Source organism: Affinundibacterium fentianense (assembly GCF_018139545.1).
GTDB classification, from domain to species: Bacteria; Pseudomonadota; Gammaproteobacteria; order Burkholderiales; family Burkholderiaceae_D; genus Undibacterium; species Undibacterium fentianense.
The window spans coordinates 1,075,294-1,101,554 of sequence record NZ_JAGSPJ010000001.1 but is presented as its reverse complement, the minus strand read 5'-3'; the positions used below and the strand labels follow the sequence as shown (position 1 = coordinate 1,101,554).

Annotated in this window: 20 protein-coding genes; 9 read left to right on the top strand and 11 right to left on the bottom strand. The window is 46.5% G+C overall.

The genetic code is table 11. The features are described 5' to 3' along the window. Positions 1 to 46: 46 nt before the first annotated feature. Together KDM90_RS04835 and KDM90_RS04830 are read left to right on the top strand one after the other, a co-directional pair. Positions 47 to 1,087 carry a serine hydrolase domain-containing protein gene (locus KDM90_RS04835; RefSeq protein ID WP_212674410.1) on the top strand — a complete coding sequence of 347 codons (1,041 nt, stop codon included), beginning with the start codon at positions 47 to 49 and terminating at the stop codon, positions 1,085 to 1,087. Between the two features lie 113 nt (positions 1,088 to 1,200). Further along, on the top strand, positions 1,201 to 1,602 hold the full coding sequence (locus KDM90_RS04830; protein ID WP_212674409.1) for a hypothetical protein: 402 nt from the start codon (positions 1,201 to 1,203) through the stop codon (positions 1,600 to 1,602). 294 nt (positions 1,603 to 1,896) lie between these two features. On the opposite strand, the gene KDM90_RS04825 is transcribed toward KDM90_RS04830, so the two are convergent. From KDM90_RS04825 to KDM90_RS04805, 4 genes are all read right to left on the bottom strand, one after another. Then, on the bottom strand, positions 1,897 to 2,013 hold the full coding sequence (locus tag KDM90_RS04825) for an ATP-binding protein (RefSeq protein ID WP_212674408.1): 117 nt from the start codon (positions 2,011 to 2,013) through the stop codon (positions 1,897 to 1,899). Between the two features lie 112 nt (positions 2,014 to 2,125). Further along, positions 2,126 to 2,899, bottom strand: a complete 774-nt coding sequence (locus tag KDM90_RS04820; RefSeq protein WP_212674407.1) for a GDSL-type esterase/lipase family protein — start codon at positions 2,897 to 2,899, stop codon at positions 2,126 to 2,128. A 324-nt stretch (positions 2,900 to 3,223) separates the two neighbouring features. Then, a complete protein-coding gene (locus KDM90_RS04815) occupies positions 3,224 to 4,225 on the bottom strand; it encodes a BufA1 family periplasmic bufferin-type metallophore (RefSeq protein WP_329605290.1) in 1,002 nt (333 codons plus the stop codon). A gap of 342 nt (positions 4,226 to 4,567) precedes the next feature. Further along, positions 4,568 to 6,319, bottom strand: a complete 1,752-nt coding sequence (locus tag KDM90_RS04805) for a glutamine--tRNA ligase/YqeY domain fusion protein (protein WP_212674406.1) — start codon at positions 6,317 to 6,319, stop codon at positions 4,568 to 4,570. Positions 6,320 to 6,585: 266 nt separating this feature from the next. Here KDM90_RS04805 and KDM90_RS04800 point away from each other — a divergent pair, with 266 nt between their 5' ends. Next, complete coding sequence (locus KDM90_RS04800; protein ID WP_212674405.1) at positions 6,586 to 8,946, top strand: carbohydrate binding family 9 domain-containing protein; 2,361 nt, start codon at positions 6,586 to 6,588, stop codon at positions 8,944 to 8,946. Positions 8,947 to 9,052: 106 nt separating this feature from the next. Here KDM90_RS04800 and KDM90_RS04795 read toward each other — a convergent pair whose 3' ends face one another. The 3 genes from KDM90_RS04795 to KDM90_RS18235 all read right to left on the bottom strand — a co-directional run bounded on the left by KDM90_RS04795 (position 9,053) and on the right by KDM90_RS18235 (position 11,587). Then, positions 9,053 to 9,517, bottom strand: a complete 465-nt coding sequence (locus KDM90_RS04795) for a GNAT family N-acetyltransferase (protein ID WP_212674404.1) — start codon at positions 9,515 to 9,517, stop codon at positions 9,053 to 9,055. A 91-nt stretch (positions 9,518 to 9,608) separates the two neighbouring features. Next, the gene (locus tag KDM90_RS04790) at positions 9,609 to 10,460 is read right to left on the bottom strand and encodes a LytR/AlgR family response regulator transcription factor (protein WP_212674403.1); all 852 of its coding nucleotides are present in this window, start codon (positions 10,458 to 10,460) and stop codon (positions 9,609 to 9,611) included. A gap of 56 nt (positions 10,461 to 10,516) precedes the next feature. Continuing rightward, entirely contained in the window at positions 10,517 to 11,587 is a 1,071-nt protein-coding gene (locus KDM90_RS18235; protein WP_212674402.1) for a sensor histidine kinase, read from the bottom strand. A 349-nt stretch (positions 11,588 to 11,936) separates the two neighbouring features. Here KDM90_RS18235 and KDM90_RS04780 point away from each other — a divergent pair, with 349 nt between their 5' ends. Beyond that, entirely contained in the window at positions 11,937 to 13,748 is a 1,812-nt protein-coding gene (locus KDM90_RS04780) for a M2 family metallopeptidase (protein WP_212674401.1), read from the top strand. A 181-nt stretch (positions 13,749 to 13,929) separates the two neighbouring features. On the opposite strand, the gene KDM90_RS04775 is transcribed toward KDM90_RS04780, so the two are convergent. Beyond that, complete coding sequence (locus KDM90_RS04775) at positions 13,930 to 14,430, bottom strand: TlpA family protein disulfide reductase (RefSeq protein WP_212674400.1); 501 nt, start codon at positions 14,428 to 14,430, stop codon at positions 13,930 to 13,932. A gap of 271 nt (positions 14,431 to 14,701) precedes the next feature. Between KDM90_RS04775 and KDM90_RS04770 the strand changes: the two genes are divergently transcribed. The 4 genes from KDM90_RS04770 to KDM90_RS04755 are packed head-to-tail and all read left to right on the top strand — an operon-like array spanning position 14,702 to position 18,516. Then, positions 14,702 to 14,938 (top strand): DUF4266 domain-containing protein, encoded by a 237-nt coding sequence (locus KDM90_RS04770; protein WP_212674399.1) that lies wholly within the window; start codon positions 14,702 to 14,704, stop codon positions 14,936 to 14,938. An 8-nt stretch (positions 14,939 to 14,946) separates the two neighbouring features. Next, entirely contained in the window at positions 14,947 to 16,092 is a 1,146-nt protein-coding gene (locus KDM90_RS04765; protein ID WP_212674398.1) for a DUF3570 domain-containing protein, read from the top strand. 23 nt (positions 16,093 to 16,115) lie between these two features. Then, positions 16,116 to 17,054: an FAD:protein FMN transferase gene (locus KDM90_RS04760; RefSeq protein ID WP_212674397.1), complete on the top strand. Its 939-nt coding sequence runs from the start codon at positions 16,116 to 16,118 to the stop codon at positions 17,052 to 17,054. A gap of 40 nt (positions 17,055 to 17,094) precedes the next feature. Continuing rightward, positions 17,095 to 18,516 (top strand): Ig-like domain-containing protein, encoded by a 1,422-nt coding sequence (locus tag KDM90_RS04755; RefSeq protein WP_212674396.1) that lies wholly within the window; start codon positions 17,095 to 17,097, stop codon positions 18,514 to 18,516. A gap of 179 nt (positions 18,517 to 18,695) precedes the next feature. Here KDM90_RS04755 and KDM90_RS04750 read toward each other — a convergent pair whose 3' ends face one another. After that, the gene (locus tag KDM90_RS04750) at positions 18,696 to 20,780 is read right to left on the bottom strand and encodes a S9 family peptidase (RefSeq protein ID WP_230409584.1); all 2,085 of its coding nucleotides are present in this window, start codon (positions 20,778 to 20,780) and stop codon (positions 18,696 to 18,698) included. A 499-nt stretch (positions 20,781 to 21,279) separates the two neighbouring features. Here KDM90_RS04750 and KDM90_RS04745 point away from each other — a divergent pair, with 499 nt between their 5' ends. After that, a complete protein-coding gene (locus tag KDM90_RS04745) occupies positions 21,280 to 24,063 on the top strand; it encodes a M16 family metallopeptidase (RefSeq protein WP_212674395.1) in 2,784 nt (927 codons plus the stop codon). Between the two features lie 130 nt (positions 24,064 to 24,193). Here the strand turns inward: KDM90_RS04745 and KDM90_RS04740 are convergent, their stop codons facing one another. After that, the gene (locus KDM90_RS04740; protein WP_212674394.1) at positions 24,194 to 24,817 is read right to left on the bottom strand and encodes an outer membrane lipoprotein; all 624 of its coding nucleotides are present in this window, start codon (positions 24,815 to 24,817) and stop codon (positions 24,194 to 24,196) included. A gap of 178 nt (positions 24,818 to 24,995) precedes the next feature. Further along, positions 24,996 to 26,237, bottom strand: coding sequence for a CaiB/BaiF CoA transferase family protein (locus KDM90_RS04735; protein WP_212674393.1), 1,242 nt, complete (start codon positions 26,235 to 26,237; stop codon positions 24,996 to 24,998). Positions 26,238 to 26,261 lie beyond the last annotated feature (24 nt).

Genomic DNA, 26,261 nt, shown 5'->3' with positions numbered 1-26,261 from the left:
GCGAAATACCGAGCTACGATTGTTTTAACGAATAAATGGAGAAGGAATGCGATTATTAAGTATTGTGTTTGTCGTGTGGCTTGCTACTTTCACTCCAGCGCGTGCGCATGTGGGAAATAACGCGCTACAAAGTGTGGTTCCCCATGATTTTAACGGTGTCGTCTTTCATGCAGAAAATCGTGCAGATGTTGGTCATTTCTCAGGCTTCGGTTTGCCAGACTTTAAGAATACCCGTAAATTTGATGTAAATACACGCTTTCAAGTGGGTTCGGTTTCTAAGTTTTTCACCGCATTAATTGTTCTACGCTTTGTCGACAAGCAGCAGTTAGACCTTGATGCGCCAATCGTTCGTTATCTTGATGGCTTGCCAAAGCAGACAGGTGATGTTGTTACGATCCGTCATTTGCTGAGTAACGCAAGTGGCATCCCCGATGGTGCAACGGCCGCCTTGCGGCTGGATTCGTCCTTGCGGCAATCATCGATCAATGCACAAGACGCTTATTTGAAGTGGGCACAAGCACCGCTCGCATTTAAACCAGGCGAAGGTTGGGACTATTCAGTAACTAATTGGATTTTGATACGAGCACTGCTTGAGCGAGCTAGCAAAATAAGTTTTGAAGCGCTAGTCAATCGTGAGTTAATTGAACCACTGGGCTTAGCGAATACGGGGCTGCCTGCTGCGAGTTTTCCGTTTAGTGACTTGGACGCGAAAAACTATTCTTCTAGCGAACCGCGTCAAGAGCAACAAAGCATAATCCCGAAATTTGCTGCGGCATCAGGTTCATTCTATAGCTGTGTTGCTGATATACGGACCATAATGGATGCACTGCGTAACACGCAATATCTGTCGACATCCAGCCTGCAACAACTGAGCACGGTGCATGTCGCTTCCGAAAATTATGCACTGGGTGGTCGTGTTGTTTTAGAAAACAATCAAGCAACATTCTGGACACCCGGAAAAACAGCAAACTATCGATCCCTAATTGCCTATCGCTTGAGTGATGGAAAATTCACTGTGGTCTTAAACAACGTCGGCGTAGATCAAAGTGTACTCACCACGATTGTGCGTAGTTTGAGAGATAAATAATCGCTGCTTGGGTAGCGAAAATATTTTTGAAGCTGCAGGTGCGAGGTAAAAATATATGAATAGATGACTTGCTTCGTCTCCTTGTTGCGTTCTTAAAATGTCAAATGTAAGGCTTGACCCCGCGCTTACAAGATCTCAAAGAGCCCAAGGCAAAACGGCAGAAATCGACAGTACCTTCAACGCTCGCAAAACAGAACAAAATACCGCTCCATCCTTTTGGCAATTCACTCAGTGTCGCACCAGCCCAAGGTCTACCATGCACCGCACGTGATTACGTCGAGCTCGTCGATTGGGCAGCACGCATTGTACGCAGCGATAAAAAGCATGCGATGTCGCAACGCGTTCCCCCGATCTTGAATCGCCTTGGTTTTACACCAGAAGAGTTTATCAAGGCTACACGCGCTAAAGCGATGACGCGTGGTACTGCAATCGCTCAGATAGAGCGCTTGCGTGCCTACGCAGAACATCTAAAGAAACGCCACGTGGTTGGAGTTGCGATACCGGTTTGTACATGATGTAGTGTGCGCTTGTACTTATTTGTTACGTGATTCCAAAATAAAAAAGGAGGGCTCGACCAAACGACGAGCATTATTGATCGACTTTAGGTGAGTGAGAAGCTTAAGGTGTCGAGATCGTTGGTGTTGGTGTTGGTGTGGTTTTGTGTTGAAATGGTGATAGAAGCGAGCTGAGTGCTCGCTTATTTTTTTGGTTTTATGTGGTGGATGTCCACTGGTTTACTGGTTTTGTGCCTAAGGTGTGAAAACTAAGGCTGCACCTTCTGGATTAAACGCAGATAAACCAGCAGCGATTTAATCTGCATTCACAAAATCAGGGATCGCTAAATAATCACGCAAGACCAAAGGCGCGATGGTGGATTTACCTGCACCATTGGGACCTCCGATAACGATGACGTGGGGTTGTGACATGTACTTTTTGTTAGTTGATTACTTCGTGATTTTGAGTATTTTTTATGTGCTCGTCAAAAAAATATTTAATGCTTGAAAGTTAGAACTGACCCCATTCATGCATCAGTAAAGTTTAAAAGGAGGATGTCAGTTTTTGGATAATCGGTGCAAGCTTTTCGGCGATGACTGCATAACCCGCAGCGTTAGGGTGTAGACCATCGCGGAATAACTGTGCGGAAGGCGCAGGAGCTTTTCCAGGTTCATAGAGTGCCTCGCTAATGTTGAGAAAAGTCACGCCATCTTTGGCAAGTGAGGCGTAGCGGCGGTTGGTGTCAACAATCGCATCAGCAAGTTTGAGCTCAAAGCGTGGATAGATACCCAACAACAGAATTTTTGCGTTGGGTTGCTTAACACGAACTTCGTTGAGAAGTGCCTTCATACCGCGTTCGCAGGCTTCGGGATTATCGCCTTTGTGGCCGAGATTATTGGTACCGATATTGATGACGATAAGCTTGGGTGCGATCCCATCAAGTTCGCCATTTTGTATACGCCAGATCGCGTTCTCGATGTAGTCAAAGCCAAAGCCTAGGTTTGTCACGACTAAGCCATTGTTCGCCGTTTTCCATGAAGCGGCATCGGTGGGACGATACGATACAGGTTCACCACTCCAGAAATGGGTGATGCTATCGCCAAGAAAAACTAGGTCAGGCTTGACTATCTTGTTGCGCTCAAGGATTTGCGCATGCCGATCAAGCCAACTTACACCACCGTAGATTTCGCGTTGTTGGGTGACGGGAATAGTCGATGAGAACGTATCTTGACTTTTGCCCGCATTATCTTGAGGGGCAGCAATTGAAAGTGCTGAAATGGCATAGAGAAATGAGAAAGCAAGAATGTGATATCGCATAGCTAAACCTAGAGGTAATCCAGCTTGTTCAAAGGGGTGGAAGTTTTTCGATATGTACTAAAGTAAATTTAGTATCGGTGCCAATTGCAAATAATATTAAGGAAAAAATGTAATAGGGTGTGGGAAATTTTGAAATGAGAGCACCTGCTCCTCGTAAAAAAATTAGGATCAATTGGACAGCCTTCTCAAAATGTCAAATGTAAGGCCTGACCCCAGCTATGCGAATTGTCGTATTAAAACAATCAATTATTTATATGTTTGAAGTTATCTTCCGCGTGGGCACAAAAACGTGCCCACCCTACATGGCTGAAGCCGTTCATTCATTTATCTGCCTTCATAGTAACAAACCCACTTTTCTGCATGTACTTTCTTTTCATTAATGTAATCAAGACATGCCATATATTGCAAGCCACTAGAATATGTTAGGTACGATTCTCCACCTGCTAACTTTGTAGCTGCACCAGGGGAGATGTATGGGTCTTTATCGATATTTACCTGGGCTTGCCAATGTACCCATACGGTTTCTGTGCAATTATTTGTAAATACAATTTCCCCTGATTTCGGTGAGCGAGTCGTAATGCAACGCGGTGCGGCATTTTCCACATATTGTTTCGTTGAAGTAGCGTAGCTTCCATTGGAGGATGATGAAGTGGAGGGCAAAGGCTGTGATCTGGAACTCGCCCCATTTGATTCGGGAGTACTGCGCCGGGTAGTGGACAGTTGCTTTAAATCTATCACTGCTTCAACCAGCTCTTGCAATCCTGAAATAGAAGTATCACTATTTTGGCTTTTTTGGGTAATTTGTTCATCTTCTGCAATTTTAAGTTTTGTGGCCTTTTCTCCAGGCGCTAGATTTCCTCCAATTGACAAACATGTTCCTGCAGGTACCTTTCGCCAATCAAATGAATCAAAATTTTTTTTTGCTTGACCAGCGCAACTATGAACTCCATTGACTGTTGCACAGTCGTTTTGGCCGGCCTTTACAACCCCGTAACATCTTTCTGTAGACTTAATATTTGTGACCTCTCTTTGCGGCTCAGGTGCCATCGGTGTTTTGGGATTCGTGGATTGTCCAGCAAGAATTCCCCCACGATCGATACAAGTTCCTTTGGGCACTTTTATCCAATCGCCAGGATCAGAGTCTCTTAACGCTTGTCCTGCACAACTATGAGCTCCAAATTTGGATGCACAATCATTAAGGCCTTTTTTTGCGATTCCGTAACACCTCTCAGTAGCTTGCTGCGGCGAGGCAACCGATGACTCTGAATGACAGGCTGCTATTAATGATGCTAATGCAAGTTGAATTGTCTTTTTTGATGATTGCATAACACATCCCTTTTTAAATGCCAAAAAAGTGAAATAAAATCGGATCCATGAGGAAACTGGATCAAGGTTCATTGAATTTTATTTTTTGTCTAGAAATAAATAAAGCTGACGAATCTATTTAAAAACTAGGGCCAAGTCTAGCATCAGAAATCGTCAAACGTCATTCACATTTTGATTCACACTTAATTTATAAAGCAAAAAGGGAAAGCAATAAAAAAAAGAGAAGGGAATATCAGCATTAGTAAATAATCCAAAAGCTGAAATTGAGCAACAAAATCTTCAGCAAGTTACAGTAGTTCTTAAGGAATACTGACAGTCGGATCTCTGAAATGCGATGTTAACTCACTTCCCCCAACTATCCTTCAAAGTAGTCACCCGATTAAACACAGGCTTACCCTTCACAGAATCCACACGATCCGCCACAAAATAGCCATGGCGTTCAAACTGCAAACGCGTATCAGGTTCAACATTGACCATGCCTGGCTCAACAAAAGCACGAATCGTTTCGAGTGAAGATGGATTCAGCAAAGCCATAAAATCTTTACCCCCCGCATCTGGATTCGCGTCGGTGAATAAACGGTCGTACAAACGTACTTCGACTTCTAAGGAATCAGACACACTCACCCAATGGATGTTGCCTTTGACTTTGTAATTGGCGCTGCCTTCTGTGCCGGATTTACTGTCTGGGAAGTAGTTGCAATGCACGGCGATGACATTGCCGTTTTCATCTTTGTCGCAGCCGGTGCATTCGACCACGTAGCCGTAACGCAAGCGAACTTTGTTGCCTGGGAAGAGACGGAAGTAACCTTTTGTTGGTTCTTCCATGAAGTCTTCTTGTTCTATCCACAGTTCTTTGCTGATCGTGAATTCACGGTTGCCTAGCTCTGGGTTGTGTGGATGGATAGGTGCGGTACAAGCTACTGCTTCACCTTCTGGGAAGTTGTCGATGATCAGTTTGAGTGGACGCAAGACGGCGGTGGCACGTGGTGCTTTTGGGTCGAGGTCGTCACGCAATGCACCTTCTAAAGTGCTGTAGTCGATCCAGCCGTCGGACTTGGAAACACCAATGCGGTCGCAGAAGAGTTGAATCGCTTCGGGTGTGTAGCCGCGACGACGGATACCGACGATGGTTGGCATGCGTGGGTCGTCCCAACCGCTGACGATGTTTTGTTCGACGAGTTGGCGCAGCTTACGTTTGGAGGTGACGACATAGGTCAAATTCAAACGCGCGAATTCGTATTGTTGTGGCACCGGTTGTTTGAAGAAACCACCTTCGGCGGCACGGGCGATGATCCAGTCGTAGAACGGACGGTGATCTTGGAATTCCAAAGTACAAATCGAGTGCGTGATGTTTTCAATTGCGTCTTCGAGTGGATGCGCGTAATCGTACATCGGGTAGATGCACCATTTGTCGCCGGTATTGTGGTGATGCGCATGACGAATGCGATAGATCGCTGGGTCGCGCATGTTCATGTTTGGTGATGCCATGTCGATCTTGGCGCGCAAGATGTGAGCGCCATCGGCAAATTCACCGGCTTTCATGCGGCGGAATAAATCTAAAGATTCAGCCGCTGGACGATCGCGGAAAGGCGAGTTCACGCCTGGCTTGGAGAAGTCTCCACGATTGGCGGCCATGTCTTCTGCGCTTTGGCTATCGACATAGGCGTGTCCCGCTTCGATCAAGTATTCGGCAATCGCGTAAAAGGTGTCGAAGTAGTTGCTGGCGTAGTAGAGGTGGCTGCCGCCAGTGTAGCTATCGCCATTCTTCTCGCCATAGTTCCAATCGAAGCCCAACCATTTGACACTGTCCATGATGGTGTCGACATATTCTTGATCTTCTTTTTCTGGGTTGGTGTCGTCGAAACGCAAGTGGCAGCGACCTTGGTAGTCACGTGCTAATCCAAAGTTCAAGCAAATCGATTTGGCATGACCGATGTGCAAATAGCCATTCGGTTCAGGCGGAAAACGCGTGATCACATTGGGCAAGCCGTCGCGCGTGTATTTGCCGTCGGCCAGATCGCGGTCGATGATGCCGCGTAAGAAGTTGGAGATGACTGGGGCTTCAGCGTTTTTGTTGTCAGGTTTATTACTCATTGCGGAATTCTTTGTAAAAGGATTTTAAATACTTGATTGGCAAGCATTTTACCGCAGGGGAAGGCGTTTATGGCGTTCATCGCCTGAAGTGACGCGAGATTCGAAGAAAACGTCGATTTTCGACCTTAAATGACGCCAAACTCACTCATATTGTCACGCAAAATAGTAGTGGAACTAAATGAATATTTATCAATCTAAGTGGGCCATTGTGCGTGATGCCAAGCTTGTCAAGAATTATGTTAAAAAAATTGTGTTTCCCTGCCTGCATGTTGTCCCTCATTTCAGTGGTGATGTCGGCGAACTCCGCAGCATCTTCTTTTGCTGCTTTAGCAGCTGCGACTTCTAGTGTGGCGAGTTCAAGCGCATTGCAACTTGGACAGGGCTCTGTGAACAATACGATCCCTCGCGCCAAGTCTGCACCGCAATTGCGGGATTATCTCGATACAATTCCTCGCGATGCCGGTTTGGCGATCACAGATTTTCGTCAGCGCAATCCGGGTGATGGGGTGCCCGCTTCGCGTCCTACTACGGCTTATTTGTCCTATGACGATACTCATTTTTACGCGGTGTTTGTTGCACAAGATGAGCCCGACCAAATTCGCGCCAAAATCTCAAAGCGCGACAATATGGATGGGGAAGATTTTGTCGTGTTGGAGTTGGATACCTTTCACGATAAGCGACGTTCATTTTCTTTTTTTGTGAATCCATATGGTGTGCAGCAAGATTCCAAGCGCACAGAGGGGCAAGAGCCCGATGTGAATTTTGATACGCAATGGGAATCCGAAGGGCAAATTACAGCAAATGGTTATGTTGTGCGCATCGCGATTCCATTAAAAAGTTTGCGTTTTAAGAGTGCCGATGTGCAGACTTGGGGGATCGGTGTCGGGCGGGTGATTACGCGTTTGAACGAAGAATCATTTTGGCCCTTGATCACTAAACAAGTGGCCGGCTTTGTGCCGCAATTGGCGAGTCTGCAGTTGCCGGAAAAATTGAGCGCCGGGCGAAATGCTCAAATCAATCCCTTTGTTTTTATGGGTAATTCGCAATTGCTGAATACGGAAAATTTCCAACGTCCTTACTGGCAACAAGACAATAAAGTCCAAGCGGGGCTCGATGCGAAATGGGTATTGGGGGATTCGACGGCGATTGATCTCACACTTAAACCTGATTTTAGTGAAGTCGATTCGGATGAGCCACAAATCGTTGTCGGAAAGCGTTATGAAGTCTTGTTTCCCGAAAAACGTCCATTCTTCCTAGAAAACGCGAGTTTTTTTACCACGCCTAGCCCTTTGTTTTTTTCAAGGAGGATCCATCAACCGCAGGCTGGCGTACGCATCACCGGTCGACATGAGGCTTGGGCATATGGCGGCTTGCTGATCGATGATCAAGCGGCGGGGGAGGATGGTCTACAAGGTGAGTCGAAAGCAACGATCGCGATGGCGCGCGTCCAAAATGACCTGACACATGATCTGGCGCTCGGCGCTTTGTTCACCCAACGCCAAATACGACCGCAAGAACAAATGTCCGGTCAGTCGGCCTTGGGACGCGACACGGTGATGAGTATCGATGGACGTTATCAATTTGACGAAAATTGGATATGGCAGGCTCAATTTGCACGCAGCCAGACCATCGCATCTCGTCACGTCAGCCTTGATAGCAGCGATGGCAGTGATCGTGATGCAGCCTTCAGGCAAAGTCAGCTAGCTGGTCGAACTCAAGGCCACCTCATGTTGATTGAGGCAAAGCATCAAGGTCGGCATTGGGAATACCAGGGGAAATATCTTGATACGAGTGCCAATTTTGCGACCAGCTTGGCGTTTTTGCCTCGTACTGATGTCAAGCAACTGCAACAAGAAGCTAAATACATTTGGCATTTGGACGAATACGAGCATTTGCAAAAATTGGGTTTGCACGCGAACACGGAGATCACTCGAAATCAAGATAATCAATTGCAGGACTGGAATGTCTATTTGGGTGGGTTGGCCGAGGCAAGTCGAAATTCTTGGCTAGAAATTTATCAACGACGCGGCTTTGAACGTTTTGCTGGGCGGGATTACCAAAAACAAGGTTGGCAGGTTAATTTGGGAACTGACTGGTTGCCGAGTTTGAGCGTGATGACCGAATTTGGTGTGATGGATAGCATCAACTACACGCCTACATCAAATGCGGCAGCGTCGATGGGACGAGGCCGGAGTATCGATCTGACTCTGGTGTATAAACCGCACCCACAGTGGCGCTTAGAAGAAAAATTGCTTTGGAATGATTTGCAATTACCGGCAAAGCTGAGTACGGGGCAGAGCGTCGTGAATGCCTATCGTAATCTCATGTGGCGGAGCAAATTGAGTTATCAACATAATCGCTTTTTGGGTGTGCGTTTGATTGCTGATTATCACGTACTTGCGAGCGATCCGCGCTGGAGTGCCTTGGAGTCTGGCAAACAATTGAATACGGATTTGCAGGTCAGCTATATGTTAAGTCCCGGTACAAGTTTGATCGCAGGCTATGGTAACCGTCAGGAAAATTTGGCTCTGACGGGTAATCCAAGTTACCTACAACGCATTGAGGATTTGTCTTTGAAAACTGGGCGGCGTGCTTTTGTAAAAATGAATTACTTGTATCAATTGTAGCCTCTGACGCCGACCGTATTCGTGGGTGCTGCAGTATGTTCAAGCAGAGTGCAGTCTTTGGCGCTGATTTCTATGATTGAGAGAATTGCTAGGACTGCGTGGATTGCTAGGATTGTTTAGGCGAAAACAGCATCTCGATATGCGGGATATCGTCTTCCAAATACATTTCTGAGACGGTGACAAAGCCAAACGATTGATAGAATTTTTCCAGATATTGTTGCGCTCCAATGCGAATATCATTGCCGGGAAATGCTGCTTGGCAGGCGGCTAAGCCTCGTGCAATCAATTCCTTACCAATCCCGCTGCCCCGTCCCAACTGGGTCGTTAGTACCCGGCCAATCGAGGCTTCAGCAAATTTCAGTCCTGGCGGTACGATGCGCAAATAGGCTGCGACTTGTTGATCAGTCGTCCACGCGATCAAATGGCGACATGATGGGTCGGCACCGTCTATGTCGAGGTAGACGCAGGTTTGCTCGACCACAAATACTTCCGAACGCGCTTGCAATATTGCATAAAGTTGTTCGACGCTGAGTGCGGAGAAGTCATGACATTGCCAATCGATAGTTTGCATAGGGAGCATAAAAAAAGTGAGATTGAAGTGCACCTGTTTGTTGATTGCGTACCTTCCTAGAATTCAACAAAGAGGTGCGTTGATGGGTATTTTACATTTGCTTGAATAAATGGGCGTAGACGCGGCTGACTTGCACTTTTTGTGGACTGCCCTTTAATTGCAAACTCAATTTGCCCGTTTCGTCACGCGTCGCAAATTGGAGGTAACGCGTATTGATGATATAGCTGCGATGAACTTGCCAAAAAATTTGCGTATCAATTTGTGGCAACAATTCTCGTAGACTCATTCGGATTAAGCTTGATTGCTCGGCAGTGACCACGTTGATGTATTTGTCAGTCGCTTCAAAATACAGTACGTCTTCAATTGGGATCATGCGAATTTGATTGCCGACCGCAGCGCGTATCATGGTCAAACGTTCTGGCGTCACTGTTCTATGACCTAAAATCGCAGGAGCGAGCTTGCTCAGACTCGCTATCATTTTGTCTAATTCAGAATCCGATGTAGTGGTGTGGTCGGCGCCTGTCACATCAGTAGAGTGGTTGGGCAATGGTGCTTCATCGCGCAATTTCGTTTGTAGACGTTGGACAGTTTTTGCGAGGCGCGCGTCATTGATCGGTTTCAACACATAGTCACATGCTTCCTGCTCAAAAGCTTGAATCGCGTATTCGTCATAGGCAGTGACGAAGACGATTTGTGGAAAGTCGCGATCAGCGGGCCACTCTTCTGCGAGCTCTTCCGCGACTTCGAGCCCTGTCTTGCCCGGCATTTTAATGTCAAGGAAGATGATTTCTGGTAATTCTTTGAGGGCCATGTTGACGGCCTCGACACCATTTGCAGCGAGGGCGACTAGCTTGAGTTCTGGCCATAATCTTTCCAATGATTTTTGGAGCGTAATTGCAAGAATTTCTTCATCTTCAGCGATAAGAGCATGAATTGTTTTCATAAGCCTGTGTGGTCAAGGATAGTTAAGGTGAGTTCGATCCGTAGCGGGTCTTCGTGTCAGACGTGGTTCGGATGAGATTGGGGAATCGTGAGCGTTGCGATGACCCCTTGTGGCGCATTGTTTTTTAAATGGAGGTGAGCGCCTGGGCCATATAGTGCGAGTAAACGTTCTCGAACATTCGCATTTCCAACATGACTTTGATTGTCTGGGCTGCGGTAGTGTTCATCGTAGTCAGGAGGTAAGCCGAGTCCAGTGTCGATCACACTGAGTTGCAGAGCGTCTTGTCGCATTTCTGCCTTTACGAATATGTTGCCACCTTCTAATTTGGGCTCGACACCATGTTTAATCGCATTTTCGACTAGCGGTTGTAATAGCATGGGAGCGATAGCGCATTGCTCTAACTCGCTTGGTAATTCAATTTGATAGCTGAGACGTTTCCCCATCCTGATCGCCAATAACTCGAGGTAAGATTCTAGTAATTCGAATTCGTGCTTTAGGTTTGTTTGTTCCGTTCTAGAGGAATTTAAGGTGGCGCGTAAATAGCGGATCAATTGTCCTAGCATATGCTGTGCGCGTTCCGGATCGATTGCGATCAAACCTTGAAGATTCGCTAAAGTATTGAATAACATATGGGGTTCGATCTGGGCTTGGAGCAATTGTAATTGCGCTTGCATCGCTTGACGCTCGATTGCCGCGCTACGCGCTTTCTCTTTCTCTTGTTCTGTTTCGAGTTCCGCGACCTTGGATTGATTCCAAAAAAACACGCCGCCAAATAAACTAATGAAGGCACTCATAATGACCAAAATGCCCTCGCCGCTGCGCATCACACTCATAAAACTGGGTGCTTTGTATCCGTAGTACAGCATGCCTATCGAGCCGCCAATAAAGTAACCAATGGGGGCGGCCGCGATGCACACGATGAGAAAGGCGATACGGTGAGGTTTTTGTTGACGCCAAATGACCCAACGCATTGCGCTAATCACAATGTTGATGCTGAAGCCGATTAACATGGAGAAAACCCAATTGACCAATAAAGATTGGCCAGTGCGCAGCACGACGGTGATGAACAGCGCGATAGCCGTGTTAAAGATGATCAACCATGTCAACGTTTTGAGATGTTGACGCACGCATTGTGTCAACGTTTGTATAAGTCGCTGCATGTGAGTGTGAACAGATTGCATGAGGATGATTAGAAATGCTATTTGTTGATATTGTCCGCATCGTAAAGCGTGTTCGAAGGAAAACGTAAACAATGTGATCGATCGTACTGTCTACTGCGCGAAAGGTCGAAATTCAGTGTGAACGGTTGCTTGTTCGCATTGTGTCTAGCCGTGCCACTGCCTTAAATTGTCTGCATAAGATCAAAATAAATGTCATTTTATTACCTAAATTGGAGGCTTCTGGGTGTAAACTTGTCATCGGATTAAAACTGATTGCAGTGAATCGCCAAAGTATTGATTTCTTGAAAGGGAGCAGATGTTACACATAAAAAAAATCGCAGCCGCCGTTGCTGGACTGACGATCTTGAGTTTACCACTCGCCACTCAGGCACAGAGTAAAAAAGCAGCACCGACTGTGGTGGAAGCCGAACGTTTTTTGAAAAATGCCGAAGCGCGTTTGGAAAAACTCGGAAACGCTGCACAACGTGCAGCATGGGTCTATGAAACACATATTACCGACGACACCGAAGCGATCGCCGCGCAAGCGAATGAAGTGTTGCTGGGCGCAGTCGGTGAGATCGCGATCCAAGCACGACGTTATAACAAGCTGCCTTTATCTGCGGATAGTCGCCGTAAGCTTAAACTTTTGCAGTTGAGTTTGAGCCTCAGCAATGACAAAGATCGTGAAGCCTATGCACGCTTGTCTGCACAAATGAATGGCGCCTACGGCAAAGGGAAATATTGTAAAAATCCAGCGGATGAGAGCAGTTGTTTGAATTTAGGACAATTGGAAGCGATTTTGGCGAAGAGTCGTGATCCGGTGGAGATGAAAGAGGCATGGTTGGGCTGGCATCAAACTGCGAGCAGTTACAAAAACAGCTACGCTGAATACGTTGCCGTATCGAATAAAGGCGCACGTGAAATGGGCTTTGCCGACACGGGCGCTTTGTGGCGTTCGCAATACGATATGCCAGCCGATGCATTTGCCGCCGAAACCGAACGCTTATGGCAACAAGTCAAGCCGCTTTACGAGTCATTGCATCAATATGTTCGTCTCAAGTTGCAGCAAACGTATGGTAAAAATGAAGTGCCGAGCAGTGGGCCAATTCCGGCGCATTTGTTTGGCAATATGTGGAGTCAGTCTTGGGAGAATTTATATCCGATTGTGAAGCCACAAGGACCCGCAGCGAATTTAGATATTGCTGAAACATTGAAGCAAAAGAATTTGGATGCAAAAGCCATGACCAAAATGGCAGAAGGTTTTTATACTTCACTTGGGATGGAAAAGCTCCCAGCATCGTTTTATCAACGTTCTCAATTGACTAAACCGCGTGACCGCGAAGTGGTGTGCCACGCATCGGCGTGGGACGTGGATGGCGATCAAGATGTACGGATTAAAATGTGCATTAACCAAACGAGTGAAGATTTTTTGGTGATTCATCATGAATTGGGACACATCTATTACGATCTCGCTTATCGCAAGCAGCCTTTGTTGTTTAAAGGTGGTGCAAACGATGGTTTCCACGAAGCGATCGGTGATACGGTGGCGTTGTCGGTGACTCCCAATTATCTAAATAAATTAGGATTGTTGAGTGAAGTGCCAGATCCTTCACAGGACATCGGCGTGTTGATGGATCGCGCTTTACAAAAAGTCGCGTTCTTACCATTCAGTTATTTGGTTGATCAATGGCGCTGGAAAGTCTACGCCGGTGACGTCAAGCCACAAGATTATGACAAAGTGTGGTGGGAATTACGTGAGAAATATCAAGGCGTAAAACGTCCAGCTCCGGCTGCTGCGAATGGTTTTGATGCGGGTGCAAAATATCACGTTGCTTCGGATACGCCTTATTCACGTTACTTCCTAGCGACGATCTTACAATTTCAATTGCACAGAGCGCTCTGCCGCGAAGCAGGCTATAGCGGTCCACTAAATCGTTGTTCTATCTACGAAAATCAAGCTGCTGGCAAGAAGTTCCAAGCTATGTTGGAAATGGGAACCAGTCGTCCATGGAATGAAGCACTGAAAGCCGTGACGGGAGAAGATCAACTCGACGCTTCAGCGATCTTGGATTACTTTGCGCCTTTGAAAGTCTGGCTGGATGCGCAGAACAAAGCCTTAGCGCAATAAGTTATACGGCTTGCGTTTGGGTATTGACGGACTCAAGTCGCAAATTTCGAGACGCAAGCCGGTCTTTTTTAGTGTGGGCCCTTAAACCCTTTTCTGCTTGCAGGAAAGGGTTTTTTTATACCTTCGTTAATAGGTAAAAGTGGGATTCAAGCGATATTGAAAAATTGCGTTTTGGCAAGGCTTATTTGGCGAGTGCCGCATCAATTTCTGCTTCGATTGTCTTTGCTGATTCTTCATTAAATCCCTTGTGAATAGCAATAATTTTGCCATCTTTATCGATTAAAACACTACTCGGCATCGCAGCGACTTGATACTGTGTCGCAGTTAGACCTTTGTTATCGAATGCAATGGCAAATTGTGCGGGAACTTTATTTAAGAAGATCTGACTATCCTCTGTTTTGGCATCAACATTGATCGCGATCACACGTAGTCCTTTTGCTGCATTCTTTGCCTCCAATGCATTCATCCAGGGAAACGATTTTTTGCATGGCGCGCACCAAGATGCCCAGAAATCGAGGTACACCACTTTGCCGCGATAATCACTGAGTTTGATTTGTTTGCTTTGACTTGGTAAGGAAAAATCAGGTGCAATTTGCCCTTTTTCAATGGCATATGCTTTGGCAAAACTAAGCAATAAGAGCGAGGCGATTGCGGTTCGCTGGATGTCGCTAAAGATCGTCATGGCTTCGCTCCGAAATGGTTGGTAGAAGTATTGTAGAAGATTTTTCTTTATGCGGGACAAAATAAGAAGAGAGTCTTGTGCAAGCGTAAAGATAAAAAAACCATGGATACATGCTGTAACAATTTTTATCGTAGTGACTTCCTGATTCGTCTTTAAATTGAGTCAAAACTATTGAGCGAGCGATCGGAAAACTGCTAGAGTGTGTCGTCGTCTTGAATTCGATCGACCATGCAACATGGCCTGTTCAATCAAACCTGTTTGGAGGAGATGCATGTTGTTTTATGCCACATCAAAAAAAATCTGCTTCACTTTGCTAGTCCTCTTCTCGGTGACGGGGTGCGCCCAACTGCCGAAAGTGCAAGCGTGGGAAAAAGGAAAGTTGGCACGTCAAGACATGAAATTTGACCGTGATGTATTGGACGGCAAATTTAATGATCATATTTATTTTAGTAAAGAGGGCGCCAGCGGTGGTAATGGCGTGGGCGGCGGTGGCTGCGGTTGCAATTAATAGACACTATGCAAACTCATTTAGATGATTCGGCGTTGAAGAAAGCGAATGCGGGAGTCGGCTCCCTACTCTTGGCCGCCAGTATGTCTCTCGTGGCGAGCGCGCCAGCCTGTGCAGATGAGCCGCCTGAACAGGGATCGTTAGCGATCAAACAGCTAGACTATTTTGATTATCAAAGTAATGCAGACCGGATTCGTGTGAAGGCGACTGCGTTGAAGCTGATTGCACCATTCGCCGGCAGCTGGATGTTCGGCAGCTCAATCACGACCGATGCGATATCGGGAGCATCACCGGCATATCACGGCTCGGGTTTAAAAAAAATGCAGGATAGACGCAATGCAGCGGATATGGACCTGACGCGTTATTACGAAAATAGTAGTTATACCTTGGGTCTAAATTATTCGCATGAAGAGGATTACATCTCCAAAGGTTTGATGTTTCAAGCGAATTTTTCCTCAGTGGATAGGAATACCACGTATGCATTTGCCGCAGGTGCGAGCAATGATGTGATTAATCCTGCGAACCAACTGGTACAAAATGAAAAAAAGACAGTGCGGGATGTACTACTGAGTGTGTCCCAAGTACTTACCCCCGTCGATATTGTGCAATTAGGGATAGGGTTCTCGCGTGGTCGCGGTTATTTTTCAGATCCTTATAAAGTCTTTGATGAGCGTCCAAGAGAGCGTGATAACAAAACTTGGAATCTGCGTTGGAATCACCATTGGGATGCGCTTGATGCGTCGACGCGTTTTGCTTATCGTTACTATCTTGATAGCTGGGGTATTAAGGCTCATACCTTCAATCTCGACTATGTTCAAAACTTGTCGAATGATTGGACGCTAACACCGAGTTTGCGTTTACATAGCCAAACTGCCGCTGATTTTTATGTTGATGCGGGACCTGCGGATTTTCCATTTCCACCGAACCCACCAGAAGGCGCAATTCATTATTCAGAAGATCATCGGGTTTCTGGATTTGGTGCCGTGACTTACGGATTCAAGCTGAGTAAAAAATTGGGTGAGGATTGGTTAGTGGACTTGAAGTACGAACAATATCGACAGGCCGCTGGGTTAAAGTTGTTTGGGACGGGAAGTTTGGGTTTGCCGACTTTTTACGCTCGAACGATACAGTTGGGATTGAGTCGTCAGTTTTAATGCCAAAACGCGGAGAAAATTCAATGATGTCAATTCATCGCCACCCTTTTAAAGCGATGGCGTGCGATTGTGAAATTGTGATCGCGTCTCAACCTGATAGTGCGACACCGAGCTCAAACAATACAAATGGTGATAGCGCGGAATCGCTAGCAGTGAAATGCGCGATCGAGGAAGTACTGCGTATTCAACAAAAGTATTCGCGTTATTCCGACATGAGTGTGATCAGTCAGATCAATCAGGCCGCTGGGTATGCACCGGTTGAAGTCGATACCGAAACTTGGTCATTGCTGAACTATGCGGACATCTTATATCGGTCGAGCCGTGGACGCTTTGATATTACGGCGGGTGTTTTACGTCAAGTGTGGCGCTTCGATGAGGCACGCTTACCTAGTGAGGCAGATCTCGCTGCCTATCAAAATTTGATTGGTTGGACAGATGTTGAACGTCACGATCAACAAATCAAATTGCCTAAGGTTGGAATGGAATTGGACTTTGGTGGATTTGGCAAGGAGTATGCAGTCGATCGTGCAGCGCAGAAACTGATGGAAAATGGCATAAAGTCGGGCTACGTAAATCTCGGGGGAGATTTAAGAGTTATTGGCCCAAAACCAGATGGATCGGATTGGCAAATTGGGATACAGAATCCACGTGCACCCGAACAAATCTTAGCGACCATGCCGATTGCCCAAGGGGCGCTTGCAACAAGTGGTGATTATCAACGATATTTCGATTTGGATGGACAGCGATACTGCCATATTCTCAATCCCCAGACTGGATGGCCAGTACGCTATTGGCGCTCGATATCCGTGACGGCTCCGCTCGCAAGTATGGCAGGTAGTTGTACTACCATAGCCATGTTGCTTGAGGCCGATGGCTTGGAATTTTTGGAGCAAGCGGGCGTGAATTATTTGGCTGTCGATCATGCTGGGCTTATTTATCAAACGAAACCCTTAGGTCCTTAAATTTAGGTCGCGTACGGTTAAACACAAGGAAGGAAGCAATATGGCAACCATCAAAGGCACAGACAAGGACGACTCGTGGTTAGTGGTGAATCCTGGAACATTCGTGATTGACGGCTTGGGTGGAATCGATACCTTGAATTTGGGCACATCATTGCGACGTGAGTACCAGATTAGCAAGAACGCCGACGGCACGATTCAGGTCGATACAGTGTCAGGCGCTAGCTCACAATTTCATGCAACCCTGATCAATGTAGAACGCTTAGCGTTCAATAATGGCCGTGACATTATCGATTTGACGACCTATTTTGCGGATACCATAGGCCCATCGGTGATCACGTTTAGCCCTGTCGACCAGGCAAGTAATGTGGCAGTCAATCGAGATCTCGTATTGACTTTTAACGAGCCGATCGTGAAGGGGGCGGGAACGATACAGCTGAAAACGAGCGAGGGCGTTGTCGTTGAAACTTTTGATGTTCAAACCAGCGCGCAGCTAAGTATTGCATCGAATGTTTTGACGGTGAACCCAACGGTGAATCTGCAGTATGGGAAGAATTATGTTCTCCAAATGTCGGCGGGGCTTTTTAAAGATAGCAGTGGCAATGCATCGAGCGCACTCACGAGCTATAGCTTTAAAACAGCGATCGGTGAATTCATTAATGGAACCTCAGGTAACGATGTCTTAACGAGTAGTGTCGGGAGTGACACGATTTCCGGGAATGCTGGGAATGATACCGTCGTTTATGCGGAAAAATTGAATGGATTTAAGCTGAGTCGGGTCGGCGACACGCTCACTGTCGTGTCGAAATCTGGCAGCATTGCGACCGACACGCTAAATAGTATCGAGAACCTGCAATTTAGTGATATGACGGTGAATTTGCAAATTCAAGCGTTGACAAAATCAGCGCCAGCGGCAGATGTGCAACGCTTAATTGAGCTGTATGTGGCCTTTTTTAATCGTGTTCCAGACGCTGATGGCTTGGCTTATTGGACTAGTGAAATGCTCAATGGGCAAAAGCTCAATACGATCGCCGAGACTTTTTATAATGCGGGTGTGCAATTTTCTGACTACACAGGTTTTTCTGCCACCATGAGTAATACCGATTTCATTAATGTGATTTACCGAAATGTATTGGGGCGTAGCGATGGGGCTGATGCAGATGGATTGAGCTATTGGAACGGCGAGTTATCGAGTGGCAAGGCGAATCGGGGAAGTCTGGTTTCAACCATACTAGACGCAGCACATGGTTTTAAAGGGAATACGACTTGGGGTTGGGTTGCGGACTTGCTCGACAATAAGATTGCGGTTGCTAAAACCTTTGCGATTGATTGGGGATTGGGTTACGCCTCGTCAGATCAGGCCATTACGCAAGGGATGAAAATTGCAGCAGCAGTGACACCAACTGATACCCAAGTCGCAATTAGCTTAATCGGTATCGCGGCAACTGATATGCATTTGACTTGATGTTTTTTTTTCATCGCGACTATCGTTTATTGACTAACGCTTAGCGACTACTAGGCGACCACTAAGCGACTATTTTCTAGCGGCTTGGAACATCGTGATGGATCCATGTAAAAAAAGGAGTGCATTCAAGCTGCACTCCCTTTTTTATTTCACTCGCCTTTAATGAACTTGCCTGAAATTTATTTCAAATGTTTGTTCATCCAATTTAAGACAGTGTTATGCCATAGGATCGAATTGGCAGGTTTTAAGATGTGGTGATTTTCATCCGGAAAGGTCAATAATTGGCTGTCGATACCTTGACGCTGTAAGGCAGTAAAGGCGCCAAACGATTGTGCACTGGGTACGCGGAAATCGAGTTCACCTTGTGTGACCAACATTGGAGTCTTCCATTTCGTCACATGCGCGGAAGGATTGAATTTTTCATGCTTAGCTGGCACTTTGAAATACGGACCACCATTTTCCCATTCGGTAAACCAAAGTTCTTCTGTGGTGTAATACATAGATCGGCTATCAAAAATCCCAGCGTGGTTGACGATACATTTAAATCCATCGCTCCAATTTCCTGCGATCCAGTTCATCATAAAGCCACCGTAGGATGCACCGAGTGCACAAGCTTTACTGCTATCTAGCCATGGAAATTGTTTCGCTGCTGCAGCCATTCCTAGTTTCAGATCGACGAGTGGCTTGCCGCCCCAGTCTTGACTGATCGAGTCGGTAAAAGCTTGTCCATAGCCGAGAGAGCCGTGGAAGTCGATAAATACGACAGCGTAGCCAGCGCCCGCGTAAGTTTGCGGATTCCAGCGATAACTCCAGTTATTCGCAAAGCTTCCCTGTGGCCCACCATGGACGATGAATGCAACTGGATATTTTTTACCTGCCTCCGCGTTCCAAGGTTTCATCACATAGCCATACACTTTTTCACCTTTTGCCCCCGCATAACTAAACTGCTCGAAGTCACCGAAACGGACATTGGCAAGGGCTTGTTGATTGACGGAGGTAATTTGCCGCCAATTGGCTTTGTTGAGATCAGAGTGGAATAGCTGGACAGCCGAGCGCAAATCGGCTTTGGCAATGACGGCACTGTTACCTTGTATGTCGTAGCCCGCAACCGAACCTTGATCGCTGAGGGCACTTACTTTGCCAGATGCGATATCAATCTTAAATAATCGTAGCTGACCTAGATCGAATGCAGTCGTAAAAAGTGATTGACCATCGGCTGACCAATTTAGATTCGTGGCAGAGCGATCCCAATTTTCAGCAAGTGGACGTTTCTTACCTGTTTTGACATCCATTAACATAATTTGAAAGCGATCTGCCTCAAAGCCAGGTCGCTTCATCGCCAAGTAAGCGAGGGTATTTCCATCGGGAGAGAAGCTTGGTTTCGCGTCCCAAGCAGGGTTTTCGGCAGTGAGATTTTGAGGCGCAGAACCGCCAGTCGCGGGTACCTTGAATAAATCAAAATTGGTTGACCAAGCCTCGGTTTTGCCCGCAATACGTGCAGAAAAAACGATTTGATTGCCATCCGGTGTGAACGTGTAATCTTCTTGGTCACCATCGGGTTTAGAATGAACGTCAGCCTCCAAGCCACCGGATAAACTGACGGCCTGTGAACTGGCAATATGATTGGCATCTAAAGCCGAGGAAAATAAAACATTACGGCGACCGTCCGCCCAAGTGTCCCAATGACGGATGAACAGTTTGTCATGGAGGCGACCGGAAGCTTTTACCTTTGCTTTATCTTCTAAACGATTTTTGGTGCAGCTTAGATCGGCGCAGTCGCGGAATACTTCCATCGCGATTGCAATACGATTTTCCCTTGGTGAAACTTTGAAACTTTCGACATCAATGGGGAAGTCCGTGACTTTTTGAGCCGCACCGCCAGCGATGGGAAGACGCCAAACTTGACCGCTACCCGAACGACTTGACACAAAATAGATGGCGTCACCTTTTGCTGACCATTGAGGACCAGAATTGTTGCCATCATTGTTGCTACCAAGGTTAGTGAGTTTTCTCGGGACGGCTTGTGCATCGGTGAGATCGATTTGCCACAGATCCCATCGGCTGCGATTCTTTTCCACATCCGTGCTACGTTGCGCGTACACGACTAACTTTCCGTCAGGGGAAACAACGGGGCTGACGACACGCTCCATTTTCACCATATCTTCGACGGTGAAGCCACGTCCATCTGCGAAGGCTTGGGCGCTCATACCAAGGCCGGCAATTGCCATAGTCACCGTACTGAATACCATCTTTCTTATTTTCATCTTTTCTCCTTTTCTGGGGGGGATTGTGTCGGTGCCGATAGAATTCGGCAAAACATCACATTTTAGCTCTACACACACTTTGTCCGACGGCGTTTTCATCAATATCTCAGCGAAAAACGATCTAGATTTTGCCATAAAGTTAATGGTTTGAAGTCGTTAAGTCATTACATGGTGGATACTGGTAGATACGGAGAGGGATAATAAAGAGCAGCCGCATTGCTTAATAGAAAGTAATAGAAAGTAATAGAAAGTAATGGAAAGAAAATTCATCGACTCGATTTGCTTAGTTCGATTAGCGAGCTAATTTCGAGTCACCAATTCGAACTTTCGTCCGGTTTAATGGGAATTTCATCAGAAAGCCAACGCAAAACAAGTCAAATTTGTTATGCTGCTGACTTCGTTTTTGTTGAATTAACGATAAGAAATACTTGTAGCACTGGCGGGACTGAATATCACAGCATTTCCTGCACCACGACCTTAATCATTGATGGGATATCACATGAAATTAAAACCAATTTGCCTAACCCTTGCTCTCGCTTTTGGGGCTTTGAATGCACCATTGTCGGTGTCTGCTGCGGATGCCAAGGTAGCGACAAAAGCAACTGCGAAAGTGTCGCCTGCCGTGAATTACACATCAGTTGAAGGAATTACTGAATATCGTCTGGCGAATGGTATGCGTGTGTTGTTAGCACCGGATGCATCCAAACCGACGACAACAGTCAACGTGACCTATTTGGTTGGTTCACGCCATGAGAGTTACGGCGAAACTGGGATGGCGCACTTATTGGAGCATTTGTTGTTCAAAGGGACAAAGACAAGTGGCAATTTGATGGATCAATTGAGTAAGCGTGGCATGCAATTCAATGGCACGACTTTCTATGATCGTACCAACTACTATGAGACTTTTCCAGCAAGCGAAGATAATTTGCAATGGGCGCTGAGCATGGAAGCAGATCGTATGATCAATTCCAAAATCGCTCGAAGTGACCTCGACACGGAATTCTCGGTTGTCCGTAATGAGATGGAAATTGGCGAAAATAATCCTTTCCGTGTTTTGTGGAAGCAACTAGCCGCAGTGTCATTTGACTGGCACAACTACGGCAACAATACCATCGGCGCACGTGCCGACGTTGAAGGTGTCAAGATCGAGAATCTGCAAGGTTTTTATCGTAAATTCTATCAACCTGACAATGCTGTATTGATGGTCGCGGGTAAATTCGATACTGAAAAAACCTTGGCATATATCGAAAAGACCTTTGGTGTGATCGCTAAACCGACCCGCCAATTAGAAAAAACTTGGACTCGTGAGCAAGCACGGGACGGCGTTCGTGAAGTGACTGTACGTCGCGTAACAGATCAACAAATGGCCGCAGTGCTATATCCAACGGCGCCAGGCAGTCACGCAGATGCGGCCGCGTTGGCAGCGTTGGGTGATATTTTAGGTTCAGCACCAAATGGGCGTTTGCATAAACAGTTGGTTGAAACGAAACAAGCGGTTGGTGTGGGAAACATCGTTTTTCAATTGGCCGAACCAGGTTACTCAATGTATTTAACCATGTTGAGCAAGGACCAAAGCGTTGATACAGCCAAAAAGACTTTGATCGAAACAGTCGAAGGTTTAAGTGCGAATCCAGTGACCGAAGCCGAGTTGAAGCGCGCAAAAACGAATCTTCTGAATGAATTGGAGAAAACGATCAACGATCCGCAACGTTTGTGCGTGAGTATGTCTGAATCGATAGCATTAGGTGACTGGCGTTTATTTTTCTTACAACGTGACCGCGTTGAAGCTTTGAGCTTGGCGGATATTAATCGCGTCGCGAAGAATTACTTTAAAGCCGACAATCGTAGTTTTGGCCAGTTCATTCCAGTCGCTGCACCTGACCGCGCTGAAATTCCTGATGTCCCAGATGTTGCAAAATTGGTGGATGGCTACAAAGGACGTGCGAAAGTGGCAGCGGGTGAGACGTTTGACGCAACACCAGCAAATATTGATAAACGGACGGAAAAATTCAACTTGGCAAATGGCGCGAAAGTGGCATTGTTGAGTAAAAAGACTCGTGGTGAAACTGTGAGTGGTCGTCTCAGCCTACATTTAGGAAATGAAACTTCATTGTTTGGCCAAAAAGTGCCAGCCGATCTCGCAGCGGATATGTTGATGCGCGGGTCTAGCCAGTTCACACGCGCAGAGTTAGACACCAAATTAGGTGAGTTGAAAGCAAAATTGAATGTATCTGGGTCTGGACAAAACGTGACGGTGAGTTTCGATACTGTCCGCGCAAATTTACCAGCATTGTTGGATGTGTTGCGCGAAGTTTTGCGTGCGCCAAGCTTTGCAACCAACGAATTTGAGCTCTTGATCAAGGAAAATCTTTCTGCGTTGGAAAGTGCACGTAGTGAGCCGCAATCAGTCGTTTCTGAGGCGATGAAAGCGAAGAAAAATGCTCCTTACAAGAAAGGCGATATTCGTTACTCTTCGACAATCGATGAAAGTATCGCGGAGTACAGCGCAACGAAATTGGATGCTGTCAAAGATTTCTACAAAAACTTCTACGGTGCAAGTAATGCTGAATTGAGTTTGGTCGGTGACTTCGATGTCGCAAGCGTGAAAGCAAAATTGGCAACCGTCATTGGCGATTGGAAAAGCGCTAGTCCATTTACCCGTATTCCAACTCTGGCAATTCCCGCGGAAAGCGCGTCTGTAAAATTGGAAACACCTGATAAAGCGAATGCGATTTATATGGCTGAATTGCCATTTGAATTGAATGACCGTGCGCCGGAATATCCAGCACTGTTAGTCGCCGATAATGTGTTGGGTGGCGGCATTAAATCGCGTTTGTTTGGCCGTATTCGCCAGAAAGAAGGGATTAGCTATGGTGTCGGTAGTTTTGTATCCGTACCCGCATTAGATAAGACTGCAACGTTTGCGATTTCTGCTATGTTCGCACCGCAAAATTTAGAACGTTTGCAAAACGCGATCAAGGAAGAATTGGCTGTATTTGTGAAAGACGGCATCACAGCGGCTGAATTGGCGGATGCAAAACAAGCTTTGGCACAAACCTATGCATTGCGTCGCGCGCAAGATCCTGCGTTAGCGGGTGCTTTACGCAATCAATTGTATTTGGGAAGAAGTATGGCTTTTGATGCTGAACTTGACGCAAAAATTGCTGCTTTGACTTTAGATCAAGTGAATGCCGCGATTCGTCAATTTGTGAAGCCTGAACAAATCGCACATTACTATGCTGGAGATTTCGCCGGCGCAGCAAAAAAAGCGGCTGCAAAATAGAGGCAAGTCGGTTGGATTAGGCGGCGTTTGTCAAAGGAGGTTGCCTTTCCAACAAAAATGGTATTTGTTTTGAATAAAAAAAAGCAGCGTGGAATAACTTCACACGCTGCTTTTTTTATTGCTAGCTATTTTAGAAGATCATCCATTTTCCTCCTTGGTAACCAACTCTTACACGGTCACCAACCCGGAATTGACCTGGCGAGGCCATCAAAATTGCTTGTGCTTGGCCATTTGCCATTCTTACGGTAATTTCGGTAAAGCTTCTTTGTTCAGAATTGCCACGGTCGATTTCATTTCCGATTACGCCGCCAAGAATCGCACCGCCTAGAGTCGCTACTGCGCGTGCTCCATCATTATCGGATCCACCGCGGCGATATGCATGGCCGCGACCACGATAGGAAGAATGACCATCGTCCCGGCCGATCTGATTGCCAATAATCCCGCCTAGAATCGCACCCACAACCGCGCCACCACCGCTTGATTCACGCGTCTCACCGATTTGACGGATACTGATAATTTGGGCAACGTCGCTCGGTCTTTGTTGGTAAGCGCTCGAATAAGTATCGTGTTGATAATTCGATTGACTTGCATATTGATCGGCGTATTGGTTGCTATATTGATTTGGGTACTGGTTTGAATATTGACTGTTGTAGGTACCGTAGTCTCGCACAGGTTCGCTTCGGTAGCGGTGGACGACGCAACCGGTCAATTGGGTCATGATAAGCGCTATGGCGATGAGGGCAAATTTACGCATAATAATTCCAGTATTGAAATGTAGAAATTCTTCACCCTTGATCTGCATTGCACGATGCATCGCAAAAATACGCGGGCGCATGACAATAACGTGTCATACATAGACGTAGTTGACTGCCGTTGAGGAGCAATTCACAGGTCGTTTTGCGGAGTAGCGCCTAATAAGACGACCCGGTGCGTTAGATAATACGTTTGGTCTGCAACGCATGAATTTCTTCATCGCTGAGGTTGAGAATGTTGCGCAAGCAAGCTTGCGTATGTTGACCCAAGGTGGGGGGCGCTTGATGATATTGAACAGGCGTCTTAGAGAGGCGCAGTGGACTTGCGACCAGTGGCACCGACCCCGCAATGGGATGATCAAGTTGAATTTGCATTTCCCTTGCGATAACTTGCGGATCGCGAAAGACTTCGTCGAGATTGTTGATTGGGCCGCAAGGTACGCCGGCGGCTTCAAGTGCGCTAATCCAAGCTTGTTTTGTCTTCGTTTTACACATGACCTCGAGTAACGGCACTAATATTTCTCGATGTTGAACTCGAAGGGGGTTAGTTGCAAAGCGTGGATCGTTCGCCAAGTCATGACGCTCGCCAATCGTAACAAATTTCTTGTATTGCATATCGTTGCCCGCAGCAATGATGATATGGCCATCAGCAGTTGGAAAGGTTTGGTAGGGAACGATATTCGGATGGGCGTTGCCCCATCGCTGTGGTGAGGATTGGCTAGTTAAGTAATTTGAACCCATGTTGGCAAGCATGGCGACTTGTACGTCAAGTAGTGCCAAATCGATATATTGGCCTTCTCCAGTACGATCTCTGTGGGTTAGCGCTGCCAATATCGCGACCGTCGCATACATGCCAGTCATGAGATCAGTAATCGCGATGCCAGCTTTTTGTGGGCCACCACCTGGCATGCCGTCTCGCTCGCCAGTCAATGACATCAGGCCGCCCATGCCTTGAATAATGAAGTCGTAGCCGGCACGGTTTGCATAAGGGCCATCTTGCCCAAATCCCGTAATGGAGCAGTAAATTAAATCAGGTTTAAGCTTGCTCAGCGTTGCGTAGTCCAAACCATATTTTTTCAATTGACCGCATTTAAAGTTTTCTATCAAGACGTCCGAATGTTTCACGAGCTCAATAATAAGTGCTTGACCTTCTGGCGTCGCGATATCGATGGCAATGGCTTGTTTGCCGCGATTGGCGGCTAAGTAATACGCTGCTTCACTCGTCTCGTTGCCGTCCTGATTTTTTAAATATGGAGGTCCCCAGGATCTTGTATCGTCACCTTGATCAGGTCGTTCGACTTTGATAACTTCCGCACCGAGATCAGCTAAATTTTGTGTACACCACGGTCCGGCAAGAACGCGAGTTAAATCTAAGACGCGAAGATGTCCAAGTGAAGTCTTGTGTTGATTTGTTGTATGCATATATGCTGTAAGCCTGAAATTTGT